The organism is Klebsiella sp. 141162 (genome assembly GCF_050600755.1).
Taxonomy (GTDB): Bacteria; Pseudomonadota; Gammaproteobacteria; order Enterobacterales; family Enterobacteriaceae; genus Klebsiella; species Klebsiella aerogenes.
Map to the genome: position 1 here is coordinate 490,522 of NZ_JAQIRI010000003.1, position 25,537 is coordinate 516,058.

The 25,537-nt window shown below is 51.8% G+C and carries 22 protein-coding genes; 5 read left to right on the forward strand and 17 right to left on the reverse strand.

Features of this window, described 5'->3' with window-relative positions; all coding sequences use genetic code 11:
• Positions 1 to 137: 137 nt before the first annotated feature.
• Both glmS and glmU read right to left on the reverse strand, forming a co-directional pair.
• The gene (gene glmS / locus PGR23_RS13530) at positions 138 to 1,967 is read right to left on the reverse strand and encodes a glutamine--fructose-6-phosphate transaminase (isomerizing) (protein WP_015703916.1); all 1,830 of its coding nucleotides are present in this window, start codon (positions 1,965 to 1,967) and stop codon (positions 138 to 140) included.
• Positions 1,968 to 2,152: 185 nt separating this feature from the next.
• Entirely contained in the window at positions 2,153 to 3,523 is a 1,371-nt protein-coding gene (glmU, locus tag PGR23_RS13535) for a bifunctional UDP-N-acetylglucosamine diphosphorylase/glucosamine-1-phosphate N-acetyltransferase GlmU (protein WP_045396006.1), read from the reverse strand.
• Positions 3,524 to 3,967: 444 nt separating this feature from the next.
• Between glmU and PGR23_RS13540 the strand changes: the two genes are divergently transcribed.
• Positions 3,968 to 5,335, forward strand: a complete 1,368-nt coding sequence (locus tag PGR23_RS13540) for a DKNYY domain-containing protein (protein WP_080961786.1) — start codon at positions 3,968 to 3,970, stop codon at positions 5,333 to 5,335.
• Between the two features lie 582 nt (positions 5,336 to 5,917).
• Positions 5,918 to 7,165: a TerD family protein gene (locus tag PGR23_RS13545; protein WP_396280078.1), complete on the forward strand. Its 1,248-nt coding sequence runs from the start codon at positions 5,918 to 5,920 to the stop codon at positions 7,163 to 7,165.
• A gap of 78 nt (positions 7,166 to 7,243) precedes the next feature.
• Here the strand turns inward: PGR23_RS13545 and PGR23_RS13550 are convergent, their stop codons facing one another.
• From PGR23_RS13550 to asnC, 13 genes are all read right to left on the reverse strand, one after another.
• Positions 7,244 to 7,663, reverse strand: coding sequence for a F0F1 ATP synthase subunit epsilon (locus tag PGR23_RS13550; protein ID WP_015703917.1), 420 nt, complete (start codon positions 7,661 to 7,663; stop codon positions 7,244 to 7,246).
• Positions 7,664 to 7,683: 20 nt separating this feature from the next.
• On the reverse strand, positions 7,684 to 9,066 hold the full coding sequence (gene atpD / locus PGR23_RS13555; RefSeq protein ID WP_015369008.1) for a F0F1 ATP synthase subunit beta: 1,383 nt from the start codon (positions 9,064 to 9,066) through the stop codon (positions 7,684 to 7,686).
• A 26-nt stretch (positions 9,067 to 9,092) separates the two neighbouring features.
• The gene (gene atpG / locus PGR23_RS13560; RefSeq protein WP_015369007.1) at positions 9,093 to 9,956 is read right to left on the reverse strand and encodes a F0F1 ATP synthase subunit gamma; all 864 of its coding nucleotides are present in this window, start codon (positions 9,954 to 9,956) and stop codon (positions 9,093 to 9,095) included.
• A gap of 50 nt (positions 9,957 to 10,006) precedes the next feature.
• The gene (gene atpA, locus PGR23_RS13565; protein ID WP_015369006.1) at positions 10,007 to 11,548 is read right to left on the reverse strand and encodes a F0F1 ATP synthase subunit alpha; all 1,542 of its coding nucleotides are present in this window, start codon (positions 11,546 to 11,548) and stop codon (positions 10,007 to 10,009) included.
• Between the two features lie 12 nt (positions 11,549 to 11,560).
• Positions 11,561 to 12,094, reverse strand: a complete 534-nt coding sequence (gene atpH / locus PGR23_RS13570) for a F0F1 ATP synthase subunit delta (RefSeq protein WP_015369005.1) — start codon at positions 12,092 to 12,094, stop codon at positions 11,561 to 11,563.
• 14 nt (positions 12,095 to 12,108) lie between these two features.
• Complete coding sequence (atpF, locus tag PGR23_RS13575; RefSeq protein ID WP_004107293.1) at positions 12,109 to 12,579, reverse strand: F0F1 ATP synthase subunit B; 471 nt, start codon at positions 12,577 to 12,579, stop codon at positions 12,109 to 12,111.
• A gap of 54 nt (positions 12,580 to 12,633) precedes the next feature.
• Positions 12,634 to 12,873, reverse strand: coding sequence for a F0F1 ATP synthase subunit C (atpE, locus tag PGR23_RS13580; protein WP_000429386.1), 240 nt, complete (start codon positions 12,871 to 12,873; stop codon positions 12,634 to 12,636).
• 48 nt (positions 12,874 to 12,921) lie between these two features.
• The gene (gene atpB, locus PGR23_RS13585; protein ID WP_015369004.1) at positions 12,922 to 13,737 is read right to left on the reverse strand and encodes a F0F1 ATP synthase subunit A; all 816 of its coding nucleotides are present in this window, start codon (positions 13,735 to 13,737) and stop codon (positions 12,922 to 12,924) included.
• 8 nt (positions 13,738 to 13,745) lie between these two features.
• Positions 13,746 to 14,126 (reverse strand): F0F1 ATP synthase subunit I, encoded by a 381-nt coding sequence (gene atpI, locus PGR23_RS13590; RefSeq protein ID WP_015703918.1) that lies wholly within the window; start codon positions 14,124 to 14,126, stop codon positions 13,746 to 13,748.
• A 616-nt stretch (positions 14,127 to 14,742) separates the two neighbouring features.
• Positions 14,743 to 15,366, reverse strand: a complete 624-nt coding sequence (gene rsmG, locus PGR23_RS13595) for a 16S rRNA (guanine(527)-N(7))-methyltransferase RsmG (protein ID WP_047044571.1) — start codon at positions 15,364 to 15,366, stop codon at positions 14,743 to 14,745.
• A gap of 113 nt (positions 15,367 to 15,479) precedes the next feature.
• The gene (gene mnmG, locus PGR23_RS13600) at positions 15,480 to 17,369 is read right to left on the reverse strand and encodes a tRNA uridine-5-carboxymethylaminomethyl(34) synthesis enzyme MnmG (protein WP_015369000.1); all 1,890 of its coding nucleotides are present in this window, start codon (positions 17,367 to 17,369) and stop codon (positions 15,480 to 15,482) included.
• Positions 17,370 to 17,752: 383 nt separating this feature from the next.
• Positions 17,753 to 18,193 (reverse strand): FMN-binding protein MioC, encoded by a 441-nt coding sequence (gene mioC / locus PGR23_RS13605; RefSeq protein ID WP_047044568.1) that lies wholly within the window; start codon positions 18,191 to 18,193, stop codon positions 17,753 to 17,755.
• Positions 18,194 to 18,291: 98 nt separating this feature from the next.
• On the reverse strand, positions 18,292 to 18,750 hold the full coding sequence (gene asnC / locus PGR23_RS13610; RefSeq protein ID WP_015368998.1) for a transcriptional regulator AsnC: 459 nt from the start codon (positions 18,748 to 18,750) through the stop codon (positions 18,292 to 18,294).
• A gap of 152 nt (positions 18,751 to 18,902) precedes the next feature.
• Here asnC and asnA point away from each other — a divergent pair, with 152 nt between their 5' ends.
• Positions 18,903 to 19,895 (forward strand): aspartate--ammonia ligase, encoded by a 993-nt coding sequence (gene asnA / locus PGR23_RS13615; protein ID WP_047044566.1) that lies wholly within the window; start codon positions 18,903 to 18,905, stop codon positions 19,893 to 19,895.
• 3 nt (positions 19,896 to 19,898) lie between these two features.
• Here asnA and viaA read toward each other — a convergent pair whose 3' ends face one another.
• Entirely contained in the window at positions 19,899 to 21,347 is a 1,449-nt protein-coding gene (viaA, locus tag PGR23_RS13620) for an ATPase RavA stimulator ViaA (protein WP_015368996.1), read from the reverse strand.
• Positions 21,344 to 22,843 carry an ATPase RavA gene (ravA, locus tag PGR23_RS13625; RefSeq protein WP_063447802.1) on the reverse strand — a complete coding sequence of 500 codons (1,500 nt, stop codon included), beginning with the start codon at positions 22,841 to 22,843 and terminating at the stop codon, positions 21,344 to 21,346. The genes viaA and ravA overlap by 4 nt, the downstream gene beginning before the upstream one ends.
• A gap of 217 nt (positions 22,844 to 23,060) precedes the next feature.
• On the opposite strand from ravA, the gene kup reads away from it, so the two are divergent.
• Both kup and rbsD read left to right on the forward strand, forming a co-directional pair.
• Positions 23,061 to 24,929, forward strand: coding sequence for a low affinity potassium transporter Kup (gene kup / locus PGR23_RS13630; protein ID WP_045396012.1), 1,869 nt, complete (start codon positions 23,061 to 23,063; stop codon positions 24,927 to 24,929).
• A gap of 186 nt (positions 24,930 to 25,115) precedes the next feature.
• Positions 25,116 to 25,535 (forward strand): D-ribose pyranase, encoded by a 420-nt coding sequence (gene rbsD / locus PGR23_RS13635; protein WP_045396015.1) that lies wholly within the window; start codon positions 25,116 to 25,118, stop codon positions 25,533 to 25,535.
• Positions 25,536 to 25,537: the final 2 nt, after the last annotated feature.

Consider the following 25,537-nt stretch of genomic DNA (forward strand, 5'->3'; position numbering starts at 1 on the left):
CAGGACAATTCCTATTTTGTGTATAGTATTAAAATAAAATCAAAAATAGACTGTGACAATATAAAAAATCCGGCATCCCTTTGCAGAAATACCGGATTATAGCGTCACTCAAAAGAGTGTCGGTCCGTACAGCCTGATTACTCTACGGTCACCGATTTCGCCAGGTTACGCGGCTGGTCAACGTCGGTGCCTTTGATCAGCGCAACGTGATAAGCCAGCAGCTGCAGCGGCACGGTGTAGAAGATCGGCGCAATCACCTCTTCGACATGCGGCATCTCGATGATGTGCATGTTGTCGCTGCCGCTGAAACCGGCGTCTCCATCGGCGAAGACGTACAGTTCACCGCCGCGGGCGCGAACTTCTTCAATATTGGATTTCAGTTTTTCCAACAGTTCGTTGTTCGGCGCCACCACGATAACCGGCATTTCGGCATCAATCAGCGCCAGCGGGCCGTGTTTCAGCTCGCCCGCCGCATAGGCTTCAGCATGAATGTAGGAGATCTCTTTCAGCTTCAGCGCCCCTTCCAGCGCGATCGGGTACTGATCGCCGCGGCCAAGGAACAGCGCGTGATGCTTATCGGAGAAACGTTCCGCCAGCTGTTCGATGCGCTTATCCTGCGATAGCATCTGCTCGATACGGTTCGGCAGCGCCTGCAGGCCATGCACGATATCCTGCTCGATAGCCGCATCCTGGCCCTTGAGACGCGCCAGTTTCGCCACCAGCATCAACAGCACGGTCAGCTGAGTGGTAAAGGCTTTGGTCGATGCCACGCCGATTTCGGTACCGGCTTTGGTCATCAACGCCAGGTCAGACTCGCGCACCAGCGAGGAGCCCGGAACGTTGCAGATAGCCAACGACCCCAGATAGCCAAGCTCTTTAGAGAGACGCAGCGCCGCCAGGGTATCCGCCGTCTCACCGGACTGGGAGAGGGTGATCATCAGGCTGTTGCGACGCACCGCGGATTTGCGGTAGCGGAATTCGGAAGCAATTTCGACATCGCACGGCACACCAGCTAACGCTTCGAACCAGTAACGGGAGACCATCCCGGAGTTATACGAGGTTCCGCAGGCAACAATCTGGATATGCTCAACCTGCGACAGCAGCGCGTTGGCATTCGGCCCCAGTTCGCTGAGATCGACCTCGCCATGGCTGATACGCCCGGTCAGGGTGTTCTTAATCGCGTTCGGCTGTTCGTAAATCTCTTTCTGCATATAGTGGCGATAAATCCCCTTATCACCGGCGTCATACTGCAGATTAGATTCGATCTCCTGGCGATTCACTTCCGCGCCGGATTTATCGAAAATAACCACCGTACGACGGGTAACTTCGGCAATATCGCCCTCTTCGAGGAAGATAAAGCGGCGGGTCACCGGCAGCAGCGCCAGCTGGTCAGAAGCGATAAAGTTTTCGCCCATGCCCAGGCCAATGACCAGCGGGCTACCGGAGCGTGCCGCCAGCAGCGTCCCCGGATCGCGGGTATCCATGATCACCGTACCATAGGCGCCGCGCAGCTGCGGGATTGCGCGCAGTACGGCTTCACGCAAGGTGCCGCCCTGTTCCAGCTCCCAGTGCACCAGATGCGCGATAACTTCGGTATCGGTTTCGGAGACGAAGACATAGCCACGAGACTGCAGCAGGGCGCGCAGCGGCTCATGGTTCTCGATGATCCCGTTATGGACCACCGCAATATGTTCAGAAACATGCGGATGCGCATTGCTCTCAGACGGCTCGCCGTGCGTCGCCCAGCGGGTATGGGCAATCCCGGTACCGCCGTGTAACGGTTGCTCTTCTACCGCCTGAGCCAGCATCTGAACTTTACCGAGACGACGAACGCGGGTCATATGACCTTCGTTATCGACCACTGCCAGACCGGCAGAGTCATAGCCCCGGTATTCCAGACGACGTAAACCTTCGAGAAGGATTTCAGCAATATCACGCTGCGCGACTGCGCCAACAATTCCACACATAGTTAAATTTCCTGATAATGGCGATATGCCATGCGTTGTCGCTGACCTGTATTTGCCCTTTACGGGCGCCCCGAGCCTTGTAGAGAGTGGGGTTATTTTTATGGTACTGCCTGCGGACGGGGACCTATATTGATCCTCTCATCCTGGTTTGCCGGGCGATCTCTCACCCGGCGACAATCTAAAAACTACTTTTTCTTTACCGGACGCTGCCAGCCCTGTTTGTGGACCTGCGGCACGCGACTTAACACTAGTTCGTTGTCAGCAATATTACGCGTGACGGTGGTGCCCGCGGCAATCGTCACGCCGTTACCGACGCTGACCGGCGCGACCAGTTGCGTATCAGAACCGACAAACACGTCATCGCCGATGATCGTTTTATGCTTATTTGCGCCATCATAGTTACAGGTGATGGTACCTGCGCCGATATTAACGTTGTCGCCAATTTCAGCGTCGCCGAGGTAGGAGAGGTGTCCTGCCTTCGAACCTTTGCCCAGACGGGCTTTCTTCATTTCGACAAAGTTGCCAACGTGAGCGCCTTCCAGCAGTTCAGCCCCCGGACGCAGACGCGCAAACGGGCCGATGGTGCAGGCAGCCTGCAGTTGCGCATCTTCAACCACGCTATACGGGCTGATTTCGCAGTCATCGCCGATGACGCTGTCTTTGATGACGCAGCCGGCGCCGATCTTCACGCGATCGCCCAGCACAACATGACCTTGCAGAATAACGTTAGTATCAATTTCGACATCGCGCCCGTGTTTCAGCACGCCGCGCAGATCGAAACGCGCCGGATCGCGCAGCATCACACCCGCCAGCAGCAGTTTTTCTGCCTGCTCTGACTGATATACTCGTTCCAGACGCGAAAGTTGCAGACGGTTGTTCACCCCTTCAACTTCGCTCAGACGCTGTGGATGCACCGCAACGATCTCATGACCTTCCTGATGAGCCATCGCGATAATATCAGTGATGTAGTATTCGCCCTGGGCGTTATTGTTAGTGAGCTTCGCCAACCAGCGTTTCAGGTCCGCGCCGTTAGCAACCAGAATCCCGGTATTGATCTCCTGAATCTGGCGCTGTGCTTCGCTGGCGTCTTTATGCTCAACGATGCCTGTTACCTGGCCATTTTCACGCGTGATGCGCCCATAACCGGTTGGATCATCCAGCTTCACCGTCAACAGGCCGATACCGCCCTGCGGTTTTGCGGCGCGCAGGCGCTGTAGCGTTTCAACCGAAATCAGCGGCACATCGCCATAGAGCATCAAGATATCTTCATCATCATTGAAGAACGGCGCCGCCTGCTGCATCGCATGGCCGGTACCGAGCTGCTCTGCTTGCAGCACCCAGTTGAGGTTATCTTCATGCAGCGTTTGACGCAGCAGATCGCCGCCGTGGCCGTACACCAGGTGTACCGCGGCAGCGCCTAAATCTTTAGCCGCATCAATGACGTGCTGAACCATTGGCTTCCCGGCCAGAGTATGCAGCACCTTAGGAAGATCGGAATACATGCGGGTCCCTTTGCCTGCGGCAAGGATAACCACGCTCATCGCACTGTTTGACATACGCATCCTGACAGCTGTTAGAACGAAAAGTAAAAGCCTTTCACGTTGAAATTGCTACATATTTTTCATCATGAAACGAGACGCGGAGAAAACGTCCAGGCTCAATGCTATACACCATTTTAGGGCGCTATTTTTCACCATCGCAAATCAGTTTAACGCTGAAAAACGATGATAGGGAGAGAAATAGTCGCCTATCTCACTGCTTTTGCTGTTTTTTTTATACATAAATAAAGCATGAGTAAATGGATACCATCTTATGATTAATATGCATTTTATCATTTATGTAAATGGATGGGCGAGTCTGTTTAGCCAGTGAAGCAGTGATGGTTTCATTTCAATAGTCTCTATGGGCATTTTGGTTTACGCTGAGCTAGCTCATTTTTATTTCACTATGCCGTTAGCCAGGAACAGGCTGCTGTTAATCCGCACAGGAAGCGTAATACAATGCATAAATTAAAATTCGGAATTATCCTTACTTTATTGTTATTTATTAATACTTCAGCATGCTATGCGAAATTTCATTCATGCACGGAATATTGGCACGACGATGGCAAAGTTGAAAAAATGTCATGCGGCAGCAATTACAAACCAATACCAGATAGCCCTTATGTATTAAAAAACAACAAAGCCTGGTATACTAATTACAATAGCAGGACATATAATCGGCACTCTGGTTGTGCTGGTGTCACCTGCATGGCACCTGACTTAAATATCCTTCCAGAAATTGAACGTGAAAAAAAACACTATTATTCACTCAATATTAATATCAATCGTATAAATGTAATAAAAGAAAGCGTTAATTATTGTGGACGTAGTAGAATTAATTACATCGCAGATGATAAAAATGTGTATTACAGAGGAACAAAAATAAAAAACGCCGACCCTCAATCATTCAAAGCATACGAAATGAAAGAGCATGACATATACTCTCTCGGATGTTATCTGGCATGGGATAAGAACAATATTTATTACTTAGAAAAACCTCTGGATGTGCCAGTTACCGGTGAAGTCAATCTGATCAATGAATCATTAATTAGCACCGGAAAGCAAATTTATAAAATAGAAAATCAACAAGGTAATTTAATTTTAACGCCTCGTAACGACATCTCTGCCAATCTCTATGCGCTGCCAAGTGGTCGGGGTTTATCCACAGATAACCAGCACCTTTTTTACTATGGAAAGGCTATTGAAACGCTAGCAGGTATCCCACCGACGCTCGTAACACCTGTGTGCCCGGTTCCTGGCTTTCCCCATCAGGAATGCTACCTTCCTGATAATAGTATTTATAATACGATGAAGAATGATGGTTACACTGTTATTCGTACAAAAAATAATATATGGGTGCAAATAAACAAACACTATCATAAAGACATATATAAAATAGGCATCACTCCACAGGACAAGATTTACTTTCTTGTTAAAGCAAAATATAGCGGAAGCGCGTACCTCATTATCAACAACACTTTATATAATCTTGAAAATCATAATAGAAGAGATAAATATGATAGACGTGGCCCCGTCGTTTTTTCGGATTTTCTGATGAGTTATGGTTATTCAAAATTTATTGATAGCCATGGGGTGATTTATGATGAAGCGAATCAAAGCATCGATAATCGTAAGACATTGTTTAAATGTGGTGAAAAAAACAAGAAAAGATTACATTGGGATAAAGATAAAAACACAACCCCAGGAACATTCGTTCTAAGCGATAAGGAATACCGTTACTTTATAGTTAAGGGTGAATTAGCCAAAGTTCAGGATAAAAAAACAAAGCAGTTCATCGACGATAACAAAGGTGATTGTTCAAAATGACCAGGCCTTTGTTCTACTGAAATGAAGAACGGAATTGAGGGGACAAATTCTCCCAGGGCACTCACCGCAGTGACGAACCATACCCTGACAAAAATGCCGATCGCCCTAAGTGACCAGCATCCCCCCTCATGCGACCTCTTGTCCGCGGATTCACATCACATATGTTGGCGTTTGAATGAGCGATAGTGTGTGAAAACAGGGTGGTAGCGCAGCGATTAGAAGCTCAGGGCGCTAAATTTGGCGATGATTTTGTGGAACAGTTTCATGATGATTTCCAGATTGCAGGTGCGGGTTATAGTTTTTTGTGATACACATCACAAAACAGAGTCTACGCCTCATCATTTAACTAATCAATAACAAAGAAGGAGGGCCTCGCACTTTTTATGCTACGAACAGGAACCTGAAGGTCTCTCTATATTTAATTCTGATATTTAATTAGCCGAACCCACTTATTAAAAATAATAGCTAATTAAATAAATCCAGAAAATATATAACCTAGCTCAATAATAAAATCAAAAGCCAAGAGAAAATAAAAAGTGTAGACTCAAAAAATCATGCCACAATAATTAAGGACAATTAACCATGCATAAATACCTCACACCTGGCGAAAACTCGTCTTTAAACGCGCCAACTGGATTGGTCACCGTTTCCCATCGGACTGGCAATGGGCTGGATATCAACCTTACCGCTTTTCTACTGACTGCATCAGGAAAGACGGAAGATGATAGCGGCATGGTGTTTTTTAACGCTCAAAAGCATAGCTCTGGTTGTGCTATGTTTATACCACCTGAACTACAAAATAATGTGATTTCCCATAGCATTCATTTTGATTTATCAAAGCTACCAGCTGGCATTACGAAAATAGCCATCACATTGACTCAAGACGGAAGCGCTGGGGGGTTTTCTACTGTTAACGATCTGCAGGCACAAATAAAAGCGGGCGAACAAATACTGGAACTAGCTCCCGGTTCATTTAATCAGGAGACCGGGATTATCGTGCTGGAATTATATGTGCATAACGGTCAATTTAAAGCCCGATCCGTATGGCAGGGATTTTCCTCAGGCCTGGTCGGGCTTTGTAATATGTATGGTGTCGAGGTAGAAAGTGAACCGGCGCCTGCAACTGCTGACTTACAAAAACCTAATATAAACAATGCGGTAGTTTCGCTCAAAAAACCAGAAGATAAACACCGCGTTTCGCTTATAAAGGGAAGCGATGCGCCCCCAAAAATTACGATTAGCGCCACATGGGTAGATAACGGCGATGGTCGCGATAATGATGACCTGGATTTACGAGTAGGAATTCTGTGGCCTGACGGTAATATGTCCCTCATTCAGGCGCCGGATAAATCAGGTGCGTTTAATAAAAAACCCTGGGTTTACCATACGGGCGACGTCGTTAGCGCAAGTCTTTCTGCGCCTGGCGTTGAAAAGGTAGAAATTAACCCTGAAATATCCCGACTGGCGGGTGGGAAAATTGCGCTGGTATGTAGTGTCTATTCCGCCGTCAGTAACGGTGTGGTAGCCGTAGCGTCATTAAAACCGAAAATGCGCATGGAGTATGGTGACAAGATTGTAGAATGCTCTTTTGATTTCACGAAAAAGAAAGGTTTCTTCAGTAGCTGTATTTATACCTACGTTATTGGCCTGATTGAAATAGATCAGGATACTATCGAATTATATCCATCAGGTGTGACATCTAAACCGATGAGTGAATCCACTCCTTGGTTAACCCGCCGACAAGACAACAGTCTGGAACTCACGATGAATGGCCCTGCCGTCTTTAAAGGCAGACCTAACAACCGTAGCGGAAGTAAACAATACATCTGATTCTAAACTCAGGGTGGGTCATTAAGCATAAAAAAAGCCAGTCTGTTGCCAGACTGGCTTTTAGCTTTCAAGCCGGTGTTACATCGCTTTTTTGGTCAATTCGATAACGCGCAGTTTAGCGATCGCTTTGGCCAGTTCCGCGGACGCCTGAGCGTAATCCACGTCGCCGTGAGAGCTCTTGATGTGCTCTTCCGCTTTACGTTTCGCTTCCAGGGCTCGTGCTTCGTCGAGGTCCTGACCGCGAATTGCCGTATCGGCCAGAACGATCACGTTGCCCGGTTGCACTTCAAGAATGCCGCCGGACAGATAGATAAACTCTTCGTGACCGAACTGTTTAACGATGCGAATCATACCAGGCTTAATGGCGGTGAGCAGCGGCGCATGACCCGGGAAAATACCCAGTTCACCTTCGCTACCCGTTACCTGGATTTTCTCGACCAGGCCAGAGAACATTTGTTTCTCTGCGCTGACGACATCCAGGTGGTAAGTCATTGCCATATCACCCTCCGATTAAGGCGTTAAAGTTTTTTGGCTTTTTCCACGGCTTCTTCGATGGAACCGACCATGTAGAACGCCTGCTCCGGCAGGTGATCGTATTCGCCTTCCATGATGCCTTTAAAGCCACGGATGGTGTCTTTCAGCGAAACGTATTTACCCGGAGAACCGGTAAATACTTCTGCTACGAAGAACGGCTGGGACAGGAAGCGCTGGATCTTACGAGCGCGAGCTACCACCAGTTTATCTTCTTCAGACAGTTCATCCATACCCAGGATGGCGATGATGTCTTTCAGTTCCTGATAACGCTGCAGCAGGGACTGTACGCCACGCGCGGTGTCGTAGTGTTCCTGACCAACAACCAGCGGATCCAGCTGACGGCTGGTGGAATCCAGCGGGTCAACGGCCGGGTAGATACCCAGAGACGCGATCTGACGGCTCAGTACCACGGTTGCGTCAAGGTGCGCAAAGGTGGTTGCTGGGGACGGGTCAGTCAAGTCATCCGCAGGTACGTATACCGCCTGAACGGAGGTGATAGAACCGGTTTTGGTGGAGGTGATACGTTCCTGCAGAACGCCCATCTCTTCCGCCAGAGTCGGCTGATAACCTACCGCTGAAGGCATACGACCCAGCAGTGCAGATACTTCAGTACCGGCCAGGGTGTAACGATAGATGTTATCGACGAACAGCAGAACGTCACGACCTTCGTCACGGAATTTCTCAGCCATGGTCAGGCCGGTCAGCGCAACGCGCAGACGGTTTCCCGGCGGCTCGTTCATCTGGCCGTAAACCAGGGATACTTTATCCAGAACGTTAGAGTCGGTCATTTCGTGGTAGAAGTCGTTACCCTCACGAGTACGCTCACCGACGCCCGCAAACACGGAGTAACCGGAGTGCTCGATCGCGATGTTACGGATCAGCTCCATCATGTTTACGGTTTTACCTACACCCGCACCACCGAACAGACCAACTTTACCGCCCTTAGCGAACGGACACATCAGGTCGATAACTTTGATGCCGGTTTCCAGCAGTTCCTGAGAGCTGGACAGCTCTTCATAGGAAGGCGCCGCGCGGTGGATAGCCCAACGCTCTTCTTCGCCGATGTCGCCTTTCATGTCGATCGGCTGACCCAGGACGTTCATGATACGGCCCAGAGTCGCTTTACCTACCGGGACTTCGATCGGATGCTCGAGGTCTTTAACTTCCAGACCACGACGCAGACCGTCGGAAGAACCCATGGCGATAGCACGAACTACGCCACCGCCGAGCTGCTGCTGAACTTCCAGCACCAGGCTCTCATTACCATTCTGTACCTCAAGGGCATCGTACACGCGTGGTACGGCATCCTGAGGGAACTCGACGTCGACCACGGCGCCGATTACCTGGACAATCTTTCCAGTAGCCATCTTAAATCCTCTACGAAATAACCTGGTTAAACCGCGGCGGCCCCCGAGACGATCTCGGTGAGTTCCTGAGTAATGCTGGCCTGACGAGCTTTGTTGTATACCAACTGCAGCTCTTTAATCAGGCTGCCGCCATTATCGGTCGCGGCTTTCATCGCCACCATACGGGCGGCCTGCTCGCTGGCCAGGTTTTCTACCACGCCCTGATAAACCTGAGATTCCACATAACGACGCAGGAGGGTATCCAGCAGCGCTTTCGGATCGGGCTCATACAGGTAATCCCAGGACTTACGTTTCAGATCATCATCTTCTGAAGCCGGTAATGGCAGCAGCTGAGTGATGGTCGGAGCCTGAGACATGGTGTTAATAAATTTGTTGCTGACAACGTAAAGCTTGTCCAGACGGCCTTCATCGTAGGCCTGCAACATCACTTTTACCGGGCCGATCAGTTCGGACAGGGACGGGTTATCACCCATACCGGTCACCTGGGCCACAATATTGCCGCCCACGGAGTTAAAGAAAGACACGCCTTTAGAGCCGATCATTGCGAGGTCGCACTGAACGCCTTTATCGGACCATGCTTTCATATCCGCCAGCAGTTTTTTGAACAGGTTAATGTTCAAGCCACCGCACAGACCACGGTCGGTCGACACCACCAGGTAGCCCACGCGTTTAACGTCGCGTTCTTCCAGGTACGGGTGCTTATATTCCAGATTACCGTTCGCAAGGTGACCAATCACTTTGCGCATAGTATCTGCATATGGACGGCTGGCCGCCATGCGATCCTGCGTTTTACGCATTTTGGAGGCGGCGACCATCTCCATCGCTTTGGTGATCTTTTGCGTGTTCTGGACGCTTGCGATCTTACTACGTATCTCTTTTGCGCCGGCCATGAGCTTCTCCTCAATGCCTTGCGGCCTGCCCTAAGGCAAGCCGCCAGACTTTACCAGGACTGGGTTGCTTTGAAGGAGTCGAGGATGCCTTTCAGCTTGCCTTCGATCTCGTCGTTATAGCCACCGGTCTGGTTAATCTCTTGCATCAGCGGAGCGTGGTCACGGTCAACGTAAGCCAGCAGAGCGGCTTCGAAGCTACCGATTTTCGCCAGTTCCACATCTTCGAGGTAACCGCGTTCAGCAGCGAACAGTACCAGGCCCTGCTGTGCTACAGACATAGGTGCATACTGTTTCTGTTTCAGCAGTTCGGTCACTTTCTGACCGTGGCTCAGCTGCTTACGAGTCGCTTCGTCCAGATCGGATGCGAACTGAGAGAACGCAGCCAGTTCACGATACTGCGCCAGCGCGGTACGGATACCACCGGACAGTTTCTTGATGATCTTGGTCTGAGCAGCACCACCAACACGGGATACGGAGATACCCGGGTTAACCGCCGGACGAATACCGGAGTTGAACAGGTTGGTTTCCAGGAAGATCTGACCATCGGTAATGGAAATTACGTTGGTCGGAACGAATGCGGAAACGTCACCCGCTTGCGTCTCGATAATCGGCAGCGCAGTCAGGGAGCCGGTTTTACCTTTAACTTCACCATTGGTGAATTTCTCAACGTATTCCGCGTTAACGCGGGATGCGCGCTCCAGCAGACGGGAGTGGAGGTAGAACACGTCGCCCGGGAATGCTTCACGTCCTGGCGGACGACGGAGCAGCAGGGAAACCTGACGGTAAGCAACAGCCTGTTTAGACAGGTCATCGTAAACGATCAGCGCATCTTCACCGCGGTCGCGGAAGTATTCGCCCATTGCGCAACCGGCATACGGCGCCAGGTATTGCAGCGCAGCAGATTCAGAAGCGGTCGCCACAACAACGATAGTGTTGGACAGCGCGCCGTGCTCTTCCAGTTTACGCACCACGTTAGAGATGGTGGACGCTTTCTGGCCGATAGCTACGTATACGCATTTGATGCCGGAATCACGCTGGTTGATGATCGCATCGATTGCCATCGCGGTTTTACCGGTCTGACGGTCACCGATGATCAGCTCACGCTGGCCACGGCCGATTGGAATCATGGCATCAACAGATTTGTAACCGGTCTGCACCGGCTGGTCTACGGATTGACGATCGATAACGCCCGGAGCGATAACTTCGATTGGCGAGAAGCCATCGTGCTCAACAGGACCTTTACCGTCAATCGGCGCACCCAGGGTGTTCACCACGCGGCCTAACAGACCACGACCGACCGGAACTTCCAGAATACGGCCTGTACACTTAACCTTCATGCCTTCGGCGAGGTCAGCATACGGACCCATCACAACCGCACCAACGGAGTCGCGCTCCAGGTTCAGTGCGATAGCGTAACGGTTACCCGGCAGGGAAATCATTTCACCCTGCATACAATCGGCCAGGCCGTGGATGCGGATAACACCGTCACTTACAGAAACAATAGTACCTTCGTTGTGAGCTTCACTCACAACATTGAACTGAGCAATGCGCTGCTTGATCAGTTCGCTGATTTCGGTGGAATTCAGTTGCATGCTCCAGTCCCCTTAAGACTGCAAGACGTCTGCCAGGCGATCAAGACGGCCGCGTACGCTACCATCAATGACCATATCACCCGAGCGGATGATAACTCCTGCCATAACAGACTTATCGATTTTGCAATTCAGCTTAACTTTGCGTGACAGACGCTTTTCCATCGCGCCGGAGATCTTCGCAAGCTGTTCTTCACTCAGTTGGTTGGCAGAAATAACATCTACCTCTGCGATGGCCTCGCTGGCCGCACGCAGGTGAATGAACTGCTCAAGAACATCCGGGAGCACCTTCAGACGACCATTTTCAGCCATCACCCGAATCAGGTTCTGACCATTTTCGTCGAGTTGCTCGCCGCAGATAGCGATAAACGCATCTGAGAGCGTTTCCGGCGCCAGGGCACCGGAGAGAAGCTCTGCCATTTGTTCGTTTTTAGTCACTTCAGCGGCAAACGCCAGCATATCCTGCCAGCGCTCAACACTTTTGTGTTCGACGGCAAAGTCAAAAGCTGCTTTGGCGTAGGGGCGAGCTACCGTTACAAATTCAGACATCAGCCCCTCCCTCCTTACAGTTCAGCGACAAGTTTATCCACGATGTCGCTGTTAGCAGCTTCATCCACGGAACGTTCGATGATCTTCTCGGCGCCAGCAACAGCCAGGATAGCAACCTGCTTACGCAGTTCTTCGCGAGCACGTTTACGTTCGGCATCGATTTCAGCCTGCGCCTGTGCGACGATTTTAGTGCGTTCCTGTTCTGCTTCAGCTTTAGCTTCGTCCAGAATCTGAGAGCGACGCTTGTTCGCTTGCTCGATGATTACCTGGGCTTCCGCTTTCGCTTTTTTCAGCTGGTCGGTCGCGTTGGCCTGTGCAAGGTCCAAATCTTTCTTAGCGCGTTCTGCAGAAGCTAAACCGTCAGAAATTTCTTTCTGGCGCTTTTCGATGGCAGCCATTAACGGCGGCCATACGTACTTCATGCAGAACCATACGAAGATAACAAACGCGATGGCCTGGCCGAGGATTGTTGCGTTCATGTTCACAGCACAATACCTCTTAAATTAACTCTGTGGCTTAGGTTTCTTTCGAACAACTTACTACGCGACAGCAAACATCACGTACAGACCCAGACCTACAGCGATCATCGGGATAGCATCCACCAGACCCATAACGATAAAGAACTGAGTACGCAGCAGAGGAATCAGATCCGGTTGACGCGCTGCGCCTTCCAGGAATTTACCCCCGAGGATGCCGATACCGATCGCAGCACCGATTGCCGCCAGACCCATCATCACAGCGGCAGCCATGTACAGCAGATCCATATTCAGGTTTTCCATGACAGTCTCCAGTTTGTTTCAGTTAAAACGTAGTAGTGTTGGTAAAAATCAATGCTCTTCGGATGCCATCGACAGATAGACAATCGTCAGAACCATGAAGATGAAGGCTTGCAGCGTAATAATCAGGATGTGGAAAATGGCCCAAGGCACATTCAGAATCCACTGTGACCACCACGGCAACAGACCAGCAATCAGAATGAAAATCAGCTCACCGGCATACATGTTGCCGAACAGTCGCAGACCGAGAGAAACCGGTTTGGACAGCAGGCTTACCCCTTCAAGGATTAAGTTGACAGGAATGAACGCCCAGTGATTGAACGGCTGCATGGTCAGTTCTTTAACGAACCCACCAACGCCTTTCATTTTGATGCTGTAGAAAATAATCAGGATGAACACGCCAAGCGCCATCGACAGGGTGATGTTCACGTCCGCAGACGGAACCACGCGCAGTGCAGGCAGGCCGAAAATGTGTTCGCCGATATAAGGAATCAGGTCGATTGGCAGCAGGTCCATCAGGTTCATCAGGAATACCCAGACGAACACGGTAAGCGCCAGCGGCGCGATGACCTTGCTCTTGCCATGGTACATGTCTTTGACGCTGCCATGGACGAAGCCGATGATCATTTCGATGAAGGTTTGGAATTTCCCTGGTACGCCGCTGGTCGCTCTCTTAGCAACGCTACGGAACATGGCAAGGAACAGCAGACCGAGAACCACCGAGAAAAACATGGAGTCAATATTGAGCGTCCAGAAGGTGGCTGGGGGGTTGTGCGGATCCACCAGCGAGAATGTACGTAGGTCCAACTGAAGGTTGTTCAGATGGTGTCCTATGTAATCCTGCGGCGTCATATTTTCTGAAGCCATGATGCCTTTTACCCTTTGTTGTTAATTACAGCTGGAGCCAGAATTTGTACCACCAGCACCAAAACCCACGTCACTATCAGCGGCAAAAATACCACTTCAAAAACCGCCAGCGCCATCGCCAGTAGGGCGAAGGTCAGCAACACCTTGAATGCTTCACCGAAAGCGAAGGTCCAGGCCACTCGGCCTTGTGCTGGTGTATGCGCCTGATGGCGCCAGGCAAAAATCATAAACAACGCGTTTGGCAAAACGACCGCCAAACCTCCGCATATGGCGGAGATGCCCCAGAAGGGGTCTTTGAGGCTGAACAGCAGTCCGCTTGCTATTACTGCCAGTAACTGAATAAACAGAAGCTTTCGAGCAACGTTTCGACTCACGAGCGACATAGACATCACGTTTTTACTCCTGCTCCCTTCGAGGTATGCCGCGTGTCGTATAAAACGTTCTTTAAGACCAAGAGTCAAGCGTCAAAAAGCGGACAAATTATACGGTGACAACACGTGATTTCAAACATTAAGTAGCAAAATAGTGAATAAATGTTTAATTATTTTCTGAGCGGCAATTTTTCATGCATTTCGTCAATCAGTGAGGGATCAACCAGAAGTGCAAATAATGAGAAAACGCGGCCATTAAAGCGTGCATTAGATCACATAATAAACATTTTCGGTGCAATCGAATTAAATCTGTACAGAATCAGTAAGTTTTCATCTTTTTGATATTCAAGATAAAAAGTGAGGTCTTTTTGCAAAACAACCCCACATACAATAAAAACCTTTTATTGACATTTATAATAAAAATTTAACATCAATATGAACTGACAGTTCATCGATTTTTAGCACCCTGATATTTTCAAAGTTGACTATTCTGCCAGTAAACCACCACGCTAAAGTTAAACGCTAGAAAAGCCATAGTAAAAACAAGGTTAAAAGTGGCCAGATAATACCCGCAGGTAACTTTGATTTTTGTAACATGCGCAGGCCACATTTTTTCCACATTTTTTGATAAAAATTATAAGGTGTTTGGCTTAATGACCACCAAATGTCTCTCCCCTTCCAGCTGGGGGACATGCAGTTCAATCACGTCACAAACCTGGTAACCTTCTGGCAGGTTTGCCATTTCACTTTCCTGCGCCTGTCCTTTCAACGCGTAGAAATGTCCGTGTGGCGCCGGCAGGTGGTGGCACCAGCTCACCATATCGTTCAGCGAGGCAAAAGCACGGCTAATGACGCCATCAAACGGCGGCTCTGCGGGAAATTCTTCCACACGGCTCTGCACTGGGGTGATGTTATCCAGTTTTAGCTCATGCTGGACCTGGCGCAGGAAGCGTACACGCTTGCCAAGGCTATCCAGTAATGTGAAATGAGATTCCGGGCGCACGATAGCCAGCGGAATCCCCGGCAGGCCTGGGCCTGTTCCCACATCGATAAAGCGGGAGCCCTGTAGATACGGCGCAACGATAATGCTATCGAGGATATGGCGAACCAGCATCTCGTTAGGATCGCGAACAGAGGTCAGGTTATAGGCTTTGTTCCACTTATCCAGCATCCCGACATACGCCACCAGCTGATTTTTCTGGTGATCGGTGAGCGAAATACCCGCTTCGTCCAGCAGACGAGAAAGTTTGTTGAGCACGGTGAGTACCTTCTAAAAATAATGAGCCCGGAGGCGCTAACGCTTACCGGGCTGTGAATTATAAAGGCGATCGCTGATTTTGCATCCGCCAAATTAACGCGCTCTGACGGCTATCAGGCGCTGCGGCGCAGCATCCCCTGCTTTTTCAGCCACACCAGCAAAATAGAAATTGCCGCCGGAGTAATCCCGGAAATACGCGATGCCTGACCGATAGATGATGGTTTATGGTCGTTTAGCTTGGCAATAACCTCGTTGGACAAGCCGGATACCTGACGGTAATCGAGCGTTGCCGGCAGCAAAGTATTCTCGTTGCGTTGCTGTTTTTCGATCTCGTCCTGCTGACGAGCGATATAGCCTTCGTACTTAACCTGAATCTCAACCTGCTCGGCCGCCTGTTGATCCTGCAGGCCCGGCGCGAACGGAGAAAGCTGAACCAGCTGTTCGTAGGTCATTTCCGGGCGACGCAGCAGATCTTCGCCGCTGGCTTCACGCGATAACGGCGCGGTCAGATGAGCGTTCACTTCGGCTGCGCTTTCCGCCAGCGGGTTAACCCAGCTGGTTTTCAGGCGTTGGCGTTCACGCTCAATGCTTTCCAGTTTCTCGTTGAAACGCGCCCAGCGCTCATCGTCCACCAGCCCCAGCTCTCGTCCCTGTTCGGTCAGGCGCAGATCGGCGTTGTCTTCACGCAGCATCAGGCGATATTCAGCACGGGAGGTAAACATACGGTACGGTTCTTTGGTGCCGAGGGTGCACAGATCGTCCACCAGAACGCCAAGATAGGCCTGATCGCGACGCGGCGCCCACCCCTCTTTTTCCGCTGAGAAGCGGGCGGCATTAAGACCGGCAAGCAGACCCTGCGCGGCGGCTTCTTCATAGCCGGTAGTACCGTTGATCTGGCCGGCGAAGAACAGACCCTGAATGTATTTGCTTTCCAGCGTCGGCTTCAGGTCACGCGGGTCAAAGAAATCGTACTCAATGGCGTAGCCAGGGCGAACGATCTTCGCGTTTTCCATCCCCTGCATTGAGCGGACGATTTGCATTTGCACATCAAACGGCAGGCTGGTGGAGATACCGTTTGGATAAATTTCGTTTGAAGTCAGCCCTTCCGGTTCAAGGAAGATCTGATGCTGGTTGCGATCGGCAAAGCGCATGACTTTGTCTTCGATCGACGGGCAGTAACGTGGGCCGATACCTTCAATCACCCCGGCGTACATTGGGCTGCGATCGAGGTTGCTGCGGATCACATCATGGGTTTTCTCGTTGGTGTGAGTGATATAGCACGGTACCTGGCGCGGATGTTGATCCGCGGATCCCATAAATGAGAAGACCGGCATCGGGTTATCGCCGTGCTGTTGCGCCAGCACGCTAAAATCGATGGTGCGCGCGTCAATTCGCGGCGGAGTACCGGTTTTCAGGCGGCTTACGCGCAGCGGCAGTTCACGCAGACGGCGAGACAGCGGGATTGACGGCGGATCGCCGGCACGGCCGCCGCTGTAGTTGTCCAGACCGATGTGGATTTTGCCATCCAGGAAGGTGCCGACGGTCAGCACCACCGACTTAGCCCGGAACTTGAGGCCCATTTGGGTCACGGCGCCGACGACGCGATCGTTTTCGACAATCAGATCTTCTACTGCCTGCTGGAAGATCATCAGGTTTGGCTGGTTCTCCAGCGCGGTGCGTACCGCCTGACGATACAACACCCGGTCGGCCTGGGCGCGAGTCGCACGGACAGCCGGGCCTTTGCTACCGTTTAGTATCCTAAACTGAATGCCTGCCTGATCGATCGCCTTCGCCATCAGACCACCGAGCGCATCCACTTCTTTTACCAGGTGTCCCTTCCCAATACCGCCAATCGCCGGGTTGCAGCTCATCTGCCCCAGCGTATCGATATTGTGTGTCAAAAGCAGGGTTTGTTGGCCCATTCGCGCTGCTGCCATCGCGGCCTCAGTGCCTGCATGACCCCCGCCAATGATGATGACGTCAAAAGGATCCTGATAAAACATGGTGATCTGCCTCGCATAACGCGGTTTGAAAATGGATTGAAGCCCGGGCCGTGGATTCTACTCAACTTTGCTCTTTCGAGAAAGGGGCCGGGATCCTGAGTATTAAAAAGAAGATCTTTTATTTAGAGATCTGTTCTATTGTGATCTCTTATTAGGATCGACTCTCTTTGTGGATAAGTCGGATCCACTATTTAAGATCAAACGCTTAAGAAGGATCACAATCTGTGAATGATCGGTGATCCTGTTCCGTATAAGCTGGGATTAGAATGAAGGGTTATGCACAGCTCAAAAAGCATACTCCGGTTATTCTTTGGATAACTACCGGTTGATCCAAGCTTTTGAGCAGGGTTATCCACAGAAGAAGCTGCGGATCTTTACAAAACTCAGAGTAAATTTTTCCAGGATCCCACCCAAACCTCGGCTGGATCTTCAGGAATCTCGTGTTCGAGGACATTAATTTTCAGCGTTTCGCCGATCTGTTTTGCCCCGTTGGCCTTTAATGCCGCTTCCAGTTTGTCGATTGCGCCGCAAAAAGTGTCATATTCGCGGCTACCGATACCCACCGCGCCAAAGCGAACGGCAGAAAGATCGGCCTGCTTCTCCAGCAACGCTTCATAGAAAGGGACCAGGTTGTCCGGAATATCGCCGGCGCCATGGGTAGAAGAGATAACTAACCAGATCCCTTCAGCCTGCAGATCGTCAACCAGCGGACCGTGCTGGATATCAGTGCTGTAGCCCGCTTCTTCCAGCTTTTCCGCCAGATGTTCTGCTACATATTCCGCACTGCCCAGGGTGCTGCCGCTGATAAGTGTAATGTCTGCCATGATCGCCGATCGCTCGCTCAACTATTCTGAGTGGCGTATTGTACGCTGTGAGCGAGCTGGGATCTACCTGTGGAAAAATGTGGGATTAAAAAAAACGATCAGGGCTTGATGGTGCGCATGATCGGGTTCTGCAGCACGATCAGGGTTTCAGTGGACTGAATTTCATCGATTGTTTGGATCTTGTTGATAAGTACCTGCTGCAGGGCATCGATAGATTTACACATTACCTTAATAAAGATGCTGTAGTGGCCGGTGGTGTAGTAAGCCTCGGTCACCTCTTCCAGGCTCTCCAGCCGGGCGAGAGCGGAAGGATAGTCTTTGGCGCTCTTAAGAATAATGCCGATGAAACAGCCGACGTCATAACCGAGCTGTTTCGGGCTGACGTCGATTCTTGCCCCCGTAATAATGCCCGCCTGTTTCATTTTCTCTACGCGTACGTGAATCGTACCTGGGCTAACGCCGAACTGTTTGGCCAGTTCGGCGTAGGCGGTGCGCGCATTCGCCATTAAGGCATCAAGAATGCCGCGGTCCAGATTGTCGATCTGATAATTTTCCATTGTTTTTTCTTATGATGTTTGATGATTCTTACTATTTTAGCTTGTTAATTTAATGAATAAAAACTCAGGACGTCTTTTTATTGATTGATTATTGAATTCAGTGCCATTTCTGTTGCTTAATCAATATCAACAGGACGCAGGAGTGATAAAAAATGAAAACCGCATACATCGCAAAACAACGCCAGATTAGTTTCGTTAAATCCCATTTTTCCCGTCAGCTGGAAGAGAAGCTTGGCCTGATTGAAGTGCAGGCGCCGATCTTAAGCCGCGTAGGAGATGGGACGCAGGACAACTTGTCCGGCTGCGAGAAAGCGGTTCAGGTAAAAGTGAAAACACTGCCAGACGCCCAATTCGAAGTGGTTCATTCACTGGCGAAGTGGAAGCGTCAAACCCTGGGACAACACGACTTCAGCGCGGGCGAAGGGCTATACACGCACATGAAGGCCCTTCGCCCCGATGAAGACCGCCTCACCCCAATTCATTCCGTTTATGTTGACCAGTGGGACTGGGAACGCGTCATGGGCGACGGCGAACGCCATACCGGCACGCTGAAAGCGACGGTTGAGGCGATTTACGCTGGGATCAAAGCCACCGAGCTGGCGGTAAGTCAGGAATTTGGTCTGACGCCATTCCTGCCGGAACAGATCCACTTTATTCACAGTCAGGAACTGTTGAGCCGTTATCCGGATCTGGATGCCAAAGGCCGCGAGCGGGCGATCGCTAAAGAGCTTGGCGCCGTCTTCTTAATCGGTATCGGCGGTAAACTGTCTGACGGTAAGCGCCACGATGTTCGCGCGCCGGATTATGATGACTGGAGCTCGCCATCGGCGGAAGGTTTTGCCGGCCTGAACGGCGATATCCTGGTGTGGAACCCGGTGCTGGAAGACGCTTTTGAGCTTTCCTCTATGGGGATCCGCGTTGACGCCGAGGCGCTGAAGCGCCAGTTGGCGGTGACCGGCGATGAAGACCGTCTGCAGCTTGAATGGCACCAGGCGCTGCTGCGCGGCGAGATGCCGCAGACCATTGGCGGCGGTATTGGCCAGTCGCGTTTAACCATGCTGTTGCTGCAGCTTGACCATATCGGCCAGGTACAGTGCGGCGTATGGCCCGCGCAGGTGCGGGAAAGCGTCGCCGCTCTGCTGTAAAGATTAACGCCGCCAGCGACGCAGCAGGCGGCTACGCAATCCGGTATCAAAGCGCCAGATATGATCGAAGATGCGCATGATGCCGGGTTTGCCGTGTACCGACATCGCCACCGCGTGAAAACGATGCTGATGTTTATGCTGCAGCTCCCCCACCTTGTTGACCACCTCATCCGGCAACCGCTGGGCGATAAAATCGGAAATCACCACCGCATCGGCATCGACCCACTGCGGGCTTTGCAAACGTTCAACGATCGCGCGAAAACAGCTGGCCAGATCGGTGCCGCCGCGAAAGCGCTGGCTTAAAAAACGGATCGCCTGCTCCAGCCCCTGCGGGCCGGTTAGCTCGTAGTGCACCACTTCGCTGGAGAACAGCATGATGTAGCAGCGGCGGTTATCCGCCAGCGCGACGCGCATCAGCGCCAGACAAAAGGCTTTGGCGCATTGTTCGTTAAAACCGCCCATCGAACCTGAGGTATCTACGCAGACAATAAATGGCCCGCGCGGCTGCTCATCAAAATCCTGCCGGGTTACCGGGCGTTCGGTGATTTTCTCCCGCCAGGCGTCGCCATGCAGGCGATAAGTTAATAGCTGTTTTTCCACCAGCTTACGGTAGAACTCGAACTCCAGTTCGGTGATGCCGAGCGTTGCCAGCTCTGGCGGCAACAGACGTAGAATATCGTCGCTTTGCTGCAGGCCATCGACCTGCTCTGGTACCGTTGCCGGTTCACGAACCATCGCGCGGAAGGCCTCCATCGGCGCATCCTTCTTCGGCACCAGTTTGGCTTCCCGCGATCTGCCCAACTGCTCAGCCAGCTGCATCAGTTCCGGCTGTTGGCTGAGAAAATCGCCATAGCGCACGATCAGCTGGTAATCGCCGCGTTTAAGCTCGCCGGCGCTCATATCCCACAGGCGGCCGGCGGCGTTGTCGTTTTCCACCAGCACCGGCTCTAGCTGCCCGCTCAGCGTCATTCGTTCCTGCACCTCGCTGAGCAGCTGATCGCGCTCATCGTCTAATAAGTGCTGGTTGAGGGTGGTGGTCTGTACCACCAGACTTAAGCGCCAGCGTTGTAAGAACAGAGTATGTAGCGCTGGGGTGAAGGTTGCGTTATCGTCCACCAGCTGCTGCGCCTGGGCGGCAAAGGGCGACTGGAGCTTATGCAGCTTGCCGAGGATCTGCGGCAGCTGCACGATAAATTGCGAAGTTGAAAGCAGCTGGGCCTGCTGATAGATCTGCACTTCGGCGTCCAGCTCGGGAGGGATCTGCGTCTCTTTGAGACGGGCGCGAACCGCTTCTCGCCAGCGCGGAATATCGGCGGCGATGATATTTTTCAGCCGCGGAAATTTTTCAAAGAACACCGCCAGTTGAGGCGAGGCCAGCAGCGCCAGCAGCATCTCCTCGATCATCCCTTCTTCGCTGACCGCCAGCATGACATTCAGCATGTCGAGCGTCATGGCTGGCGCGCCTGTTTAATTTGCGCGCCGACGTCCTGCAGGCTGGCTTCGATACGCCCCAGCCAGTCGCCGGGAATAAACAGGCATTTTTGCTGTTCGCTAAAGCGGTTATGTTGCTGGTGCCACTCGTCATCCAGCGCTTCCAGCTGCTGGCGGATCTCGGCAGGCATATTTTCCTGAGATTCGCTGCCGGGCAGCGACAGGCGCGAGCCTTGCAGGCTGACGTCGCGCACCACCAGGTGTTGGCTGGCATCGACATCCATCGTTAATGGCTGGGCAAAACCGATACCGTTGAGCTTGCCGCGGATCTCGCCGCCTTTCTCCAGCCAGTTGATCAGCGCCTGGCGTTCAAAGGCGATATGGATAACTTCGAGATCGTGCAGTTTCAGCGGTTGCTGGAGAAGCAGCGTCAACGTCTCGCCCTCAACACCGTCTGGCAGTTCGTAATGCGGCTTACGGCTGAACATACCGCCAACGCGCGTGACTTTAAGCGCGGTTTTATCGCTGTGCTGCTGCTGGATTTGAATACGGCGTTGGATGATGGCGCCCAGTTTAGTCAGCATCGCCTGCTGACCCCAGGCATGGCTGGTCATCAGTGACTCCAACTGCTGCGACATCAGATTCATGCTTTCGATGTTATGCCACAGGCAATCTTTCAGCAGGATCAGGTCGATAGGCGCGATGGCGTCGCGGCCGCTAAAGAAGGCGCTGGCCTGCAGCAGACGGATGGCTTTTTTCCAGCGACGATCGGAAACGTAAGGCGCATTAGGCAAGGCATCTAATTGTTGGCGCAGCTGGAAAACCAGCTCGAAGACATTGTCCGGCAACTTCACGGTACCAATGTCATGCTGCCACTGGGTGAACTCTTCGGTGCTGATTTGCAGGTTTTCGGGAACCGGATTGCTGTTTTCATCCTGTTGGCTCACCAGCATCGAGCGGAAGTTTGTTTTATCCTGCACTTTATCCAGCCACAGGCGGATCAGCATGCGGTCATATAAGGCTTCGAGGCTGTTGTCCGCTTCGGGCAGTTCGTTCGACGCCGCGACCAGCAGGCGCATTGGGATTTTCTCTTCATGGGCGCCGTTGCGGAAGTGGCGTTCGTTGATGGCCGTCAGCAGGGTATTTAGGATAGCTGGGCCGGCTTTCCAGATTTCATCCAGGAAGACGATTTCCGCCTCTGGCAGATAGCCTGCCGTTAAACGCTCATAGCGCCCTTCATCTTTGAGCGCCTGAATCGACAGCGGGCCGAAAACTTCTTCCGGCGTGGAGAAGCGGGTCATCAGATATTCAAAAGCGCGCGCCTGCCTGAAAGCGAACTTAAGGCGGCGGGCGATCAGGCTTTTCGCGATGCCGGGCGGCCCCAGCAGGAACACGCTCTCGCCGCTAAGCGCGGCCAACAGGCACAGGCGTATTGCGTGGCTGCGTTCAAAGAGCCCTTTTTCCAGGGCGGCGCTAAGTCGGGAAATTCTTTCTGCCAGTAAATGTGATTGAGCCATAATAGAGTTGCGTGCTTTGTCGTGTGTCGTTATTGCGTCGAGTATAGATGTTTGATTAGGGGTGGTAATAGCCTGAAGAATCGATTTATTTTCTTTGAGCTAAGTTAATATGGTGTCAGTTAGGGGTACGATTCAGCAAATAATCGTGCATACTGTGCGCTTTTTGTGGGCCAAGGGACTAGGCACACATTTGTTTTATAAACGAAAAGACTAGTCTATGAGCACTGATAATAAACAATCGCTGCCGGCAATAACGCTGGCGGCAATCGGCGTGGTTTACGGCGATATCGGTACCAGTCCACTGTATACCCTTCGCGAATGTCTGTCAGGCCAGTTTGGCTTTGGCGTTGAACGCGATGCGGTTTTTGGCTTTCTGTCGCTGATTTTCTGGCTGTTGATCTTTACCGTATCAATAAAATACATCACCTTCGTGATGCGGGCGGATAACGCCGGCGAGGGCGGGATCTTGACGCTGATGTCGCTGGCGGGGCGCAACACCTCGGCAAAGATGACCTCCGTATTGGTGATCCTCGGCCTGATTGGCGGTAGCTTCTTCTATGGTGAAGTGGTGATAACCCCGGCAATATCGGTGATGTCGGCGATAGAGGGGTTGGAAATTATCGCCCCACAGCTGGATACCTGGATTGTCCCCATCTCCATTATTGTGCTGACCCTGCTTTTTGCTATTCAAAAACACGGAACCGGGATGGTCGGCAAGCTGTTCGCGCCAATTATGCTGATCTGGTTCCTGTTGCTGGCGGTGCTTGGCGCGCGCAGTATCCTCGATAACCCGGAAGTTCTGCAGGCGCTGAACCCTTACTGGGCAGTGAACTTCTTCCTGCAGTACAAAACGGTATCCTTTATTGCGCTCGGCGCGGTGGTGCTGTCGATTACCGGTGTGGAAGCGCTGTATGCCGATATGGGTCACTTCGGCAAACTACCGATTCGCGTAGCGTGGTTCTCGGTAGTACTGCCATCACTGGTGCTTAACTATTTTGGCCAGGGCGCGCTGCTGTTGAAGCACCCGGAAGCCATTAAAAACCCGTTCTTCCTGTTGGCGCCGGAATGGGCGCTGATCCCGATGCTGATTATCGCGACCCTGGCGACGGTTATCGCCTCGCAGGCGGTGATTTCCGGGGTCTTCTCGCTGACTCGTCAGGCCGTGCGTCTGGGCTATCTGTCGCCAATGCGCATTATCCATACTTCGGAAATGGAGTCCGGGCAGATTTACATCCCGTTCATTAACTGGCTGCTGTACGTTTCTGTGGTCATCGTCATTGTCAGCTTCGAGCACTCTTCTAATCTGGCGGCGGCGTACGGTATTGCGGTAACGGGCACCATGGTGTTGACCTCCATTCTGTCGGCGACCGTGGCGCGCAAAAACTGGCACTGGAATAAGCTGTTTGTCGGCCTGATGCTGGTGGCCTTCCTGTGTATCGATATTCCGCTGTTCTCGGCGAACCTCGATAAAATCGTCTCCGGCGGTTGGTTGCCGTTATCACTGGGCCTGGTGATGTTTACGGTGATGACCACCTGGAAGAGCGAGCGTTTCCGCCTGCTGCGCCGGATGCATGAACATGGCAACTCGCTGGAAGCGATGATCTCCTCGCTGGAGAAATCACCGCCGGTGCGCGTGCCGGGTACCGCGGTCTATATGTCTCGCGCCCTGAACGTGATCCCTTTTGCGCTGCTGCATAACCTGAAACACAACAAGGTGCTGCATGAACGCGTGATCCTGCTGACCCTGCGCACCGAAGATGCCCCGTATGTGCATAACGTGCGCCGCGTGCAGATTGAGCAACTGTCGCCGTCGTTCTGGCGCGTTGTAGCAAGCTATGGCTGGCGTGAAACGCCGAACGTCGAAGAGGTGTTCCATCGCTGCGGCCTGGAAGGGCTGAGCTGCCGAATGATGGAAACGTCGTTCTTTATGTCCCACGAGTCGCTGATTATCGGCAAACGGCCATGGTATCTGCGCCTGCGCGGCAAACTATATCTGCTGTTGCAGCGTAACGCTCTGCGCGCGCCGGATCAGTTTGAAATCCCGCCGAACCGGGTTATCGAACTCGGTACTCAGGTAGAAATCTGATGTCAAAAAGCCCTTCAATAATGAAGGGCTTTTTTGTCTCTCACATCTCAATGCAATTTCCTGCCCACGCCTTGCGAAACGTTTCGATGGCGATCACATTTATCTCTTTTGATGATGGTTTTTTGCTCCTGCATTTACAATACTAATGTTAGCGAAACGTTTCGCTAGTGGAGCAAAAGAGAAAAAATGAAAAAAGGCACCGTACTTAACGCTGATATTTCTTCCGTTATCTCCCGCCTCGGTCATACCGATATGCTGGTTGTTTGCGACGCCGGATTGCCGGTTCCCCGCAGCAGCGCGCGAATCGATATGGCGCTTACTCAGGGCGTACCTTCATTTATGCAGGTTCTGGAGGTCGTAACGACGGAAATGCAGGTTGAGGCGGCGGTCATCGCGGAAGAGATTAAAACCCATAATCCGCAACTCCACGCGACGTTGCTCAATCATCTTGAGCAGCTGCAGCAGCACCAGGGAAATACGATTGAAATTCGTTACACCAGTCATGAGCAGTTCAAAAAACAAACCGCAGATAGTCAGGCGGTAATTCGCAGCGGGGAGTGTTCCCCGTATGCGAATATTATTCTCTGTGCCGGCGTCACTTTCTGAGG